Annotated in this window: 7 protein-coding genes and 2 pseudogenes; 4 read left to right on the plus strand and 5 right to left on the minus strand. The window is 39.6% G+C overall.

Translation table 11 applies throughout. The annotated features are described in order from the left end of the window. Positions 1-443, plus strand: a pseudogene (locus tag HMPREF9189_RS12575) (DUF975 family protein); the annotation flags it as partial. 93 nt (positions 444-536) lie between these two features. On the opposite strand, the pseudogene HMPREF9189_RS09720 reads toward HMPREF9189_RS12575, so the two are convergent. Both HMPREF9189_RS09720 and HMPREF9189_RS09725 read right to left on the minus strand, forming a co-directional pair. Further along, positions 537-713, minus strand: a pseudogene (locus HMPREF9189_RS09720) (toxin); the annotation flags it as partial. Continuing rightward, positions 713-1150 carry a CoA-binding protein gene (locus tag HMPREF9189_RS09725; RefSeq protein ID WP_000272876.1) on the minus strand — a complete coding sequence of 146 codons (438 nt, stop codon included), beginning with the start codon at positions 1148-1150 and terminating at the stop codon, positions 713-715. The pseudogene HMPREF9189_RS09720 and the gene HMPREF9189_RS09725, both read right to left, overlap by 1 nt. Positions 1151-1338: 188 nt before the next feature. Between HMPREF9189_RS09725 and HMPREF9189_RS09730 the strand changes: the two genes are divergently transcribed. The 3 genes from HMPREF9189_RS09730 to HMPREF9189_RS09740 are packed head-to-tail and all read left to right on the plus strand — an operon-like array spanning position 1339 to position 3865. Further along, positions 1339-2157 carry a class C sortase gene (locus tag HMPREF9189_RS09730; RefSeq protein ID WP_000713118.1) on the plus strand — a complete coding sequence of 273 codons (819 nt, stop codon included), beginning with the start codon at positions 1339-1341 and terminating at the stop codon, positions 2155-2157. 11 nt (positions 2158-2168) lie between these two features. Continuing rightward, the gene (locus HMPREF9189_RS09735; protein ID WP_000087615.1) at positions 2169-3023 is read left to right on the plus strand and encodes a class C sortase; all 855 of its coding nucleotides are present in this window, start codon (positions 2169-2171) and stop codon (positions 3021-3023) included. Further along, entirely contained in the window at positions 3020-3865 is an 846-nt protein-coding gene (locus HMPREF9189_RS09740) for a class C sortase (protein WP_000727545.1), read from the plus strand. Before HMPREF9189_RS09735 ends, HMPREF9189_RS09740 begins: the two co-directional genes overlap by 4 nt. Positions 3866-3869: 4 nt before the next feature. Here HMPREF9189_RS09740 and HMPREF9189_RS09745 read toward each other — a convergent pair whose 3' ends face one another. The 3 genes from HMPREF9189_RS09745 to HMPREF9189_RS09755 form a co-directional block, all read right to left on the minus strand. Beyond that, a complete protein-coding gene (locus HMPREF9189_RS09745) occupies positions 3870-4805 on the minus strand; it encodes a Cna B-type domain-containing protein (protein WP_000197277.1) in 936 nt (311 codons plus the stop codon). Positions 4806-4907: 102 nt separating this feature from the next. Continuing rightward, the gene (locus HMPREF9189_RS09750; protein WP_000800138.1) at positions 4908-6365 is read right to left on the minus strand and encodes a SpaH/EbpB family LPXTG-anchored major pilin; all 1458 of its coding nucleotides are present in this window, start codon (positions 6363-6365) and stop codon (positions 4908-4910) included. A gap of 11 nt (positions 6366-6376) precedes the next feature. After that, positions 6377-10303, minus strand: a complete 3927-nt coding sequence (locus HMPREF9189_RS09755; RefSeq protein WP_009755438.1) for a Cna B-type domain-containing protein — start codon at positions 10301-10303, stop codon at positions 6377-6379. Positions 10304-10659 lie beyond the last annotated feature (356 nt).

A 10659-nucleotide genomic window follows, 5' to 3' on the forward strand; every position in this document is an offset into this window, starting at 1 on the left:
TTCTTGCTATTGCGCTAGCATCTATTATTTTCCGAACGATTGAACTTATCTGCAAGCAAACAGAAATTGTCAGCTTTAAAGATTCTCTTCGTGGCTTTCAAAGTGATTTGATCGGAAAGATCTTTGTAACAGTTCTTGTTAAATCATTATTACTTTTTCTATGGGGTCTAATATGGGCGCTGTCCATTATGACTTTCACCTTCGGGGTATTAATCTATGTACTGATGTGGTACATCGTAGTAGCTAATGGAGGAATTGAACACTGGGGTAGAATAGTTAGTGAATCTTTTGAGCAGCTCCCTAATGCATTTAATAATGAGTACCTGCTAAACAACGGGTTGATCACCGTAGCAATCATTGCAATCATTGTTAGTATTCCCCTCGGTATCATTGGACTATCTATCTACCTGCCTAAATATTATGCTTATTCTCAAACAGAGTAGGTTCTTTACGATCAGATTACTGAGAGACGTTATGCAAGGCCGCTTGGAGTTATTCGCGAGAGTAAATCATTGATGAAAGGCTACAAGTGGAAACGTTTCTGTTAGAAAAATAGATAAGTTATCTGGTTCCACCTTTTCCTTTAGCATCTCACGCCGGACAAGATCCTGTGAAATCACAAGCATCCCACGACCAAAATGATTTTGTAATTTTTTAGCTAGGCTGGTTTTCCCAGAGTCGGAATTACCCCGAATGATGACTAGTTGCGCCATTAGTCAATCTCCTTCACCAAACGATTGTACTCGCGCTTGATACAACGGTTCATGACGATATGATTGCGACCTGCCACCCGCAAAATTTCTTCCGCTTCTTGACTTTGAAGTCCCAGCTGCGCCCAAAAAATCTTGGCATCCGTCTCAATAAAATCACGCGCCACATCCGGCAAAAATTCGCTTCGCCGAAAAACATTGACAATATCCACGGAAATAGGAATATCCTGCAAACGCGCATAAGCCGTCTCGCCCAAAATCTTTTGACCCGCTAACTTAGAATTGACCGGAATGATCTGATAACCCAGCTCCTGCATGACCCTTGAAATACGATTGCTAGCCGTTTCTTCGCGGTCAGAAAGTCCAACTACTGCAATCACTTTACTCGTCTCCAAATAGGTCTGAATCATGTAATCACTAGGATTTTGAAATTCGTACATAAAACGCCTCACTTATTTCCTTATGACCAGTATAGCATTTTTTGAAAAAGGAGGTAAAGATTGGAGCTGGGATTTTTTTAGTAACGAATCAGCAAATAGAACCGCTATTTATGATATAATGGTTAAGTAGATAAAAATATAATAATCTTACCAGCGACAAAAATAACTGCTAACATCAAAGGAATATAATGAAAAAATTTTTTAATTTATTGACAAACTTAACGATTATAGCCGGTATCCTCATCATCAGTTACCCTGTTATTAGCCAAATTTATTACAATTACCAGACCAAACAAGAGGTTAAGGACTTTGATTCGTCTGCACAAAAATTAACTTCTGAAGACGTGACGGAACGGATAAAACTAGCTACTGCTTACAACCGCTCTTTACAAAATTTGACAATAACAGATCCCTATACCAAAGAAGAAAACGCTAAAGGGCAAGCAGAATATGCTCGAATGCTGACTGTTCATGAAAAAATAGGTAGAATCTCCATTCCTAAAATTGATGTTGACCTGCCTATTTATGCCGGTTCAAGTGAAGAAGTCTTACAAAAAGGGGTGGGGCACCTTGAAGGAACCAGTTTGCCGATTGGTGGTCAGAACACCCACACTGTTCTAACTGCCCACACGGGCTTGCCCAATAATCGCCTTTTTACCGACTTGGATAAAATGAAGGTAGGCGATAAATTTTTCATTCAAAATATCGCTGAAACACTTGCCTACGAGGTTGATTCCATAACGGTGATTGAACCGACTCAATTTGATTCCTTAAATATCGTACCTGACAAAGATTATGTGACTTTGCTGACTTGTACTCCTTATATGATCAATTCACACCGTTTACTTGTGCGAGGCCACCGGATCCCTTACAAACCAAGTGAAGAAAAAGTGAAAAGTCCGATTAGTCATATCTCTATTCCACCGCTTTATCTAGTCGTTTTCGCAATTCTATTCCTCATTTTCATTATTTTGGCTTGGAATAAGTGGAAATCGAAAAAAGCATAGAAAGAGCTATCATGTCAAGAAAAAAGAAAAACAAAAAATGGTTACAACTAAGCCATAAGATACTTACCATTCTGGGTTGCTTGATAATCTGTTATCCCTTTGTCAGTCAGATTTATTACCAATATGTGACTATGCAGGAAACAAAGCAATTTGACGACGAGAAAGGTAAATTAGTTGATCAAGATGTTGAAAAACGCATTGAACTCGCTAAAGCCTATAACAGCACCTTGTCCCCGGAAAAAATAGGAGACCCTTTCTCAAGCAGAAAAAAAGAGGAAGGTGTAGCTGAATATGCTCGCATGTTGCAACTGCAAGAAAAAATTGGTTATGTCACTATCCCTTCTATCAATCAAAAAATTCCCATCCGGGCAGGGTCATCTGAGAATGTCTTGCAAAACGGAGCAGGCCACTTAGAAGGAACCAGCCTACCCGTCGGTGGAGTTAGCACCCATACGGTCATCACCGCCCACAGAGGACTTCCCACAGCCAGACTTTTCACCGACTTGGATAAGGTAAAGGTCGGAGATGTCTTTTACATCACCAATATCAAGGAAACCTTGGCTTATCAGGTAGATAAGATTTTAACCGTTGAGCCTACCGATTTCAAACCAATACTGGTTAAAGAAGACGAAGATCGTGCCACTCTTTTGACTTGCACACCTTATATGATCAATTCTCATCGCCTACTCGTTCAAGGCAAACGCATACCTTTCCACGAAGCTGAAAAGGAGAAAAAAACAAAGATTGACTTTTTTGCCCAATACAAATGGTTTATCCTTCTTGCTACCGGACTCATCCTCCTACTCTTAGGCTATCTACTCTTTAAAATGTTAAGAAAGAAAGGAAAAGAAACATCACTTTCATGAAAAAGAAAAAACAATTACTTGGGCTGAGCCTCCTGTTAATTGGAATTGCGCTCTTCCTCTTTCCTTTTTTATCTATGATTAAAGAGGACATTTGGCAATCCAATGCTCAGCGCACCTATCAGCAGACCAGCGAGGAAACATTCCAAAAACTACGAACAGCCTTAGAACAAACCACTGTCACCGGAGCTATCCAAGATATTTTCCTAACAAAAAAAGAGACCGACGCCAAGCAAAAAACGCCCTACTCAGATCTGCTAGATACCAATCAAGTCGCTGGACGCATGACCATTCCTGCTTTAGGACAGCATTTCGACCTCTATCTTGACGCTGACTATGATAAGCTCCTAAAGGGCGTAGCGACTCTCGTCGGAACATCTGCTCCTCTGGGTATAAAAGGGCAACGACCGATTATCGCAGGACATAGAATTAATTATAATGACGTGTCTTTCTACTTTCTCCCCTCTCTCAAAAAAGGAGATAAAATTTATTTCGATATTCTTGGAAAAAATCTAGAATACGAAGTGACCGATAGCGAGATCATTGATGAATACGAAGGCGAAAAACTTAAACCAATCGAAAATGAAGACATGGTTACGCTCATGACCTGTATGAACGAACCAAGATATGACAAACGGCTCCTTGTCAATGCAAAAAGAGTTGTTTCAGATAGTGAAAAAAAGCAAAATGTATCTACTAATCCCTTGATTCCCTTTGTTAGCAACCAACATATTAAACTTGGTTTCAAATTACAAAGGCTTGCCCCTTATTTGATTGTGATTGTCGGAACAGCAATCTTTCTCTTTTTCAGCAAACGGCTATGGAATATCATAAAAAAACACTGATTCATCAGTGTTTTTTCTCGCTTTTATAAAGCTTATATCCTATCCCGATTAAGACGACGGCAAATCCTAAAAACCAATAAATGGCTAAGGTTCCCGTTTTGATAATCGGTGTTCTTGGCGTAGTCGGTGGCACAAATGTATTGGTAATCACAGTGCCAGTTTTATCTGCCATGTTTTGATAAGTTGCTGTATAGCCATTAGGAACATCTTCTTCAGCTGTGTAGGTGTAATCTTTCCCTGCCGCATCTGTTTTTTCTAAATTCATAAAGGTATGTTCCCAGTTGTTGCTGTCATTCAGCTCAATTTCATCAATGACTTGCCCATTTTGTTTGAGATGAACAGTGATACTGTTTAGCTTTTTACCTTTCCATTCTTTCCGAACTTTAAAACTCGTCTTGTCTTCTCTCTGTTTTAAAACTTGCTTGGGATAGACATGAACGGCGTCATTTCCTACCGTGAAATAGCTGCCATCGGGTTTTGTCACAGGCAGTTCTACTTCTAATGGAACTGGTGTCGTATCACCCAACATCTGATTTCCTGCTAACTTTGATTTTTCTTTATTGACAACAATATAGTACTTACCTGCCTTCAAACCGCTAAAGATGAGACGACCACCATTTTCAGTTATCTTTGTTTGAACAAGCTCTCCATCCGCCTTATCCTTGTGAATATCAAAGGCAACGCCATCAATGGTTGAGGCCTCACTACCAAAATAATTCTCAATGTCTAAAGGTTGTCCAGAATAACTATCTTTTCCTCCACCTTTGGGCCAACCATTCAAATCTTTTAACTTAACCAAGGTTAACACAATATCGTAGGTTGCATCTGACGAGGCTTGATTTTCCTGAGATGAGACGGTTGTAAATGGCCGCAAAGCTACCAAAATAACAATGGCCGTAAGTATGGATAGCAGACTGCTCAATATACTTTTTCTTGTCATAGTATCCTCCTAAAACATAGCACTTGCACTCTTCACTAGGATATTCAACTCTTTTAAATACCCTAGTGAAGAGGTAAGGATTGTCCTTACTTCTTCATTTTATTACTTAGCTGAACGACGTTTTGCAATGAAACCTAAACCGACAACCAAGACACCCGCTGCAATCACGAGAGCAGAACCGATACCACCCGTTTGTGGAATTGTTACCTTGTTGTTGTTAACTTGGTTAATTCCACCTGTGTAAGTTGTTGATGAGATAGTGAACTCAACTGGTTGTTGCAACAAAGCGTAACCTGTTGGTGCTTCAACTTCGACCAATTTGTACTTAGTTTCACCAGTGGCGTTGTCATTTCCTTTTACACCATAAGGAAGCCCCTTAACTTCAAAAGTACCATCAGCTGCTGAAGTGAAGACAGTTGCATCTGCTTTATTAGCAACCCACTCATTTTTAGCAGGAGTTGTTCCTGATGCAGCTGTTTGTTTCAAATACTTGTCACCAGCTTCATTTGTAACAACAAACTTAGCCCCTGCAAGTTTAGCTGATGTCGCTTTGTCAATTTTTTCAAACTTAGCACCACCAGTGTGGAGTTCTGGAGTTTCATTAGGTTTAACTTCTTTTGTTGAATCTGGGTTAGTACCATAAGTCAACTTAACATCATTGGGGTTGGCTGCACCCATAACCGCTTCTTCATTGATGACTGCGTCATAAGTAATAGTGATAACATCTTTTGGATTTAATGTTTTGATGTAATCTTCATTGAAAGCAATGCTAATTGCTGCTCCTTTTGTACCAACTGGATCTGTACCAGTAGTTGAATAGTTAGAAGGATTTACAACAGTGCCACCATTTTTAACAACAAGGTTGCCTGTGTAAGTCAAACCTGCTGAGAACTTATCGGTGAATTTTAAAACTTTATAGTCTTTAATACCTTCTGGCATTGTAGAAGTGACCTTGAAGGTCTTTGTTTCACCAACAAGAGCAGTATCGTGTTTAGCGTCTTCGCTAACTACTTTGTCAATACTTGGTTTGTCAACGGTATTTTTGGGATAAACATGAACAGCGTCAGTACCAGTTGTGTACCATCCACCTGTAGCCTTAAAGACTGGAAGATTGATTTCCACAGGAACAGCAGCTGAGTTAGCCAATTGTTCATCTGAAGTAAGTGTTGATTTTGCTTTGTTTTCAACGATATAGTATTTACCAGCTTTGAGACCAGTAAATGTAACAGTACCATCAGCTCCTGTTGCTGCTCCAGCTACAGGAGTACCTGTTGGAGTGTCTTTGTAGACATCAAACCAAACATTTGCCAATGTTTTAGCTCCAGAACCAAAATAGTCTGTCACATTCAATTTTTGACCAGTGTAATCTTCATTGTTTACACCAGTTTGTTTTGGCCAACCTGTCAAGTCTGACAGTTTAACCTTTGTCAAAACAACATCGTAGGTATCGTTTTCGCCAGGTGCGTTGTCTTGCGCAAAAGCTTTAACTGCTCCAAATGCTAAAAGCACGATACTAAGAGCTGCTAAGAACGAGAGGAAATATCGTTTTACGTTTTTCATTGTTTTGCCTCCTAAAAAGCCTTTCTATTTTTTTGCATATAATGTAAAATTACTGCCAATGTTAATGTTAAAGTTCCCATCAAAATATATGGTAGGATACCTGAGCCACCCGTGTTTGGATAAGTCGGATTCACCTTATTTTTCACCGTCAAGGTTGCTGTTTCTCCGATATTTGTATCTGTAAAGGTTACTTTCTTTTCAGACGCATTACTGATTTCCAAATAATACTTTGGAACAACCTCCTCGATGTAGTAGGTGTAGTACTTACCGGTGGTCTTATCCTTAGGTGGGTAGCGTTTTGTAGCTTCCCATAGATATGGAGCTGTCGCATTTCGTTCCAACTGAATTGTCTCAACAAGCTCTCCATTTTGAGTTTGTCCGTCCGTTGTCCGGTACAACTTAACCTCTAGTTTCTTCGGTAGCTGGTCATTTGCAATCGGATTGCCGTCCTTGTCATACCAGAGTTTCTGGATCTTAATTGACGGATACCTCGTGTTGGTGATGACAAATCCATTTTGAGCGTCACCGCTATAATCGGCATCGTATTCAGGTGGAATCTCCTTTTCTCTGACCACGTACTTAAAGTCGGTGATTTTCTTCTCCGCTGCTTCTTTTTGTAATAATTTAGCGGCAGATTCTTCATCTGGTAGCGGACTAAAGGTATCTTTCCAGTTATTGCTGTCAGAGAGCTCTTTTTCTTCTTTAAGCTCTTCTTTTGCAACACCGTCTTCCTTCCAAGTCGCGTAAAGCTGTGCCGTTATTTTAGAATGTGTTGTTTCAGAGTCACGCCACTCCTTCTCAACCGGAATGGTAATTCGCTTGTTGACTTTGTTGGTAACTACATTGGATTCACCAAATTTTGGTTCGGTATTGTATTTTACTTGGAAAGTATTAACAGCCGTCTTGCCACCAATATTATGATCCTTGTCATAAGCCGGAGCTTTCATATCCAGGATTGCATGCAAAATGGTGTACTTATGAATGACCGTTGTTGGTTTAGAAACAATCCTGATTGCTGTTACATCTTTATAGTCGCCTGGATTCTTTGTCCAATGTGAACTATTTACCTCTGTGGCAGCATTCATGGATGGATATTTATCCGTTCGATAGTAAATATCAAAATCCGCTGTCTTATCTTCATCACCGACTTTCACAGTGATTGGACCTGTCAAGGTGTTTGAAAAGGCAGATTCGGCACCACCCGCTGTCGTTCGACCGCTGTCTCCAACATGAGGAAGGACATCGTAAATTTCCACCCTTGTTAGATCTTTATCGTAGTAATTTCGCACTTGCAGGTCATATTGGAAGTGACCCGAAGTGGAAGTTAACCCACCGTACTCTGTTTCAATACCGTCTTTACTGAAGTCTCGACCATAATATTGAGGCCCACCTTCAACCAGTGGCTCTGTACTACGGATCATCTTAACACTCTGCAGACTTTCTGTTACATTCCCTATAACCTTTGAAGTTGCCTTTACGACCTTGTCCGTAGTGTCGCCGTTCATGTTGATGTCTCTTTCGTCATCCACAATCTGATTTGAATCGGAATGAATGGCATCTGGGAACGGTTGACCATTGTCTTGGTAGAAATAAAGTTCATTCGTGTTATTGAAAGTTGGGGTCTCTGCCTTACTTGGGATAATGTCACTATTGATTTTTAATCCCTTTAGTTTGAAAGCATAACCTGTCCCGTTATTTAAGTCTTTTACCAGACCTGATTTTAATTTGATTTTGACCGCTGTTCGACCACTACCATTGTAGTTTTCAATAACTGAAAATTTATCAATCATGGCCAGATTTGCTAGCCCGATTGCTTCAAGCATATCTTCTGCTTTTGTTTTGTCTACACCTGGTGCAATACTAACCCCTTTAGGAAGAAGATCAACAAGCGTTGGATTCTTTAGGTAGCGTGCTTTAGAAAGCTGTTCAAAATTTAATCCCAATAGGAAGAAGACTGATTCTCCCTCGATACCTGAAGTTTGTCCATCTGTATTCTTTGATAGACGAATCTTTTCTACAAATGGTACAAACTGTTTGCTCCATTCATCGGATATATTAATTGGAACATCTTGATTTTGAGAGTTTTTCACTTTCGCTTCAAGACCGACCACATTTTTTATATCCTTTGCAGCAGAATAAGGAACATGATAAGGGTCTTTGAAAGCCATATAGACGAAACCATCAATGTACTTTCCAACTGGTAATTCATAGCCCTTAATAAAGTGGATAGTTATTTTAGTGTATTTTGGAGTGACAGCCGGCACTGCCGATTCTGTCATTTCTCCATTTCGGATCTTTTCGGCAGCGGTATTTAGCTCATTTTGTGCTTCTTCATTAATCTGCTGTCCTGGCTTAAAAGTATCATAATTACCATCGCTCTTATAGGCACGGATTTCCATCTTGTCATTGATAGGTTTACTATTTGATCCTTGTCTTTCAAAGAAAGAATCGACGCTAGTGAAATACAGCCTTGAGTCAAACTTGCTGGCATCTTCAACCAGAGTAATCTCTTGCATTGGTTTTGATAGTTTGTTTTCTACCTTGACTGTATAGTCTAGTCGCTGTGCGTAAAGTCCAGCTACATCGTGTTGCACCGTCTGGTGTTCTGTCCTCTTGGAAAGAAGCCCCGTCCCACTGAAATCATCTGCAATGAGATTAAAAGTTATATCGTCACTATTTTTATATTCTTCATTTGGCGATGGATTGAAAGGAGTTGCTGTGATATCCGCCTTATTTGTAAAAGTAGGTTTGTTGTTGCCGTCTTTATACTTAGCATCAGGAAAAGATAGGTACAACATAGCCTTGCTGACGTCAATATTGTGACGGAAGTCCGTATCAAATTCACTTTCTAAGAATTCCTTTGTATAGGTCACTGTGCCAGTGCTACTATCGTAAGTCCAGCCAGGATTAAGGGCTTGGTCAAATTTAGCAGTAACCTTTTGACCCTGACTATTCGTATAAGTCGGTAGCGTATCCTTGATGACGACTTTTTTCATCATCCGCTGCTGACCTGAATTTGCCTGTACTTGATATGTGAAACTGAACGGTATAGGCTCTGCACCGGTTTCAGAAATTCTAGTCGGATCTTCTGTCTTAGCTGTTCCTCCGTAGAGAAGCTGACCATCTTCGCTACTAGTAGCAACTACCTTTGTTAGGTTCATATTTGGATAAGTTGGAGTATACTCCTGATCATTTCCTGTGTATAGAACTCCACCATTCTTATCCTTAAGAGTAACCTTTGGTTGTAGCTTATAGTCTTTTGGAACTAACCCGTTTGTAAAGCTAAAAACATAAGGTATGCTAATCTTGGTTGTTGATGTAATGGAATTGAAACGAATACGATAAATCGTCTTCCCATTTTTCACTATTTTTTCTGCACTTTTGATTAGAGTGATACCTTCGGTCGGAACTGTAAAGTTATCTAGATAAGCATCTGTGTTCAGCACCTTACCGCTCTGATATAGAGTGGTTGGCATTTCAATATCTAGATAAGGTTCTTCTATGTCTGAGGTTAAACTAGTTCCATCAATATCCACATAAGTGGTAATCTGTTCATCTGTACGATAAGCCGTATTTGCATTTGGCTTTATCGTGACAGTTGGAACTGTTGCCGTCGGTGTAGGAGGAGGGCCTGGTGGTAATGCATCGTCATCATCTTTTGATGTAGTCGCAGCTGGAGTTGTTTGACTCGTTGAGCTGTTACTTTCTTGACTAGAACTACTAGAGGTTTCCTGACTCTTATTGACAGTGCTTTTCTGAGTTTCACTACTAGAACTTCCCGAGTCTTCTTTTTTGGCAGTTTCAGCAGAGTTACTCACTAGAGCAGAAGACGGGCTGGTCTGTACTTGTGCAAAAGCAAGAGAAGCACCACTCACTCCTTGTAAAATTGTGTTCATAAGCAGAATTAGAACTAAAAATAGACTGCCTTTTTTCTTCATTGCCTCTCCTTTTCTAAAATTATTTCACCTTCCGGACGAAATTTAATATATATTAAAACATTTCATAAAACAGCTTTTTATGAAATTTATTTCTGTATGGAAGTCATGCTATTCCCTTCAGGACCTTGATTTAACCAAGTCCAAAAGAAAAGCCCAACAAACGAGAGCCCCTCATGCTGTTTGTTAGCTAAAACAAGTTAACGCTTTCCTACACACTGGACACTTTCAATCATTGGTTGTGTAACATATTTATACAAGTGCAAAACCTTGATAAATACATCCCTGATTACATCATATCATATTTATTTAATTAAGACAAGTCAAAAAAATTTAATCTTCAAATTATTTCTATATAA

The sequence above is a fragment of the Streptococcus sp. oral taxon 071 str. 73H25AP genome (genome assembly GCF_000146755.1).
GTDB classification, from domain to species: Bacteria; Bacillota; Bacilli; order Lactobacillales; family Streptococcaceae; genus Streptococcus; species Streptococcus oralis_T.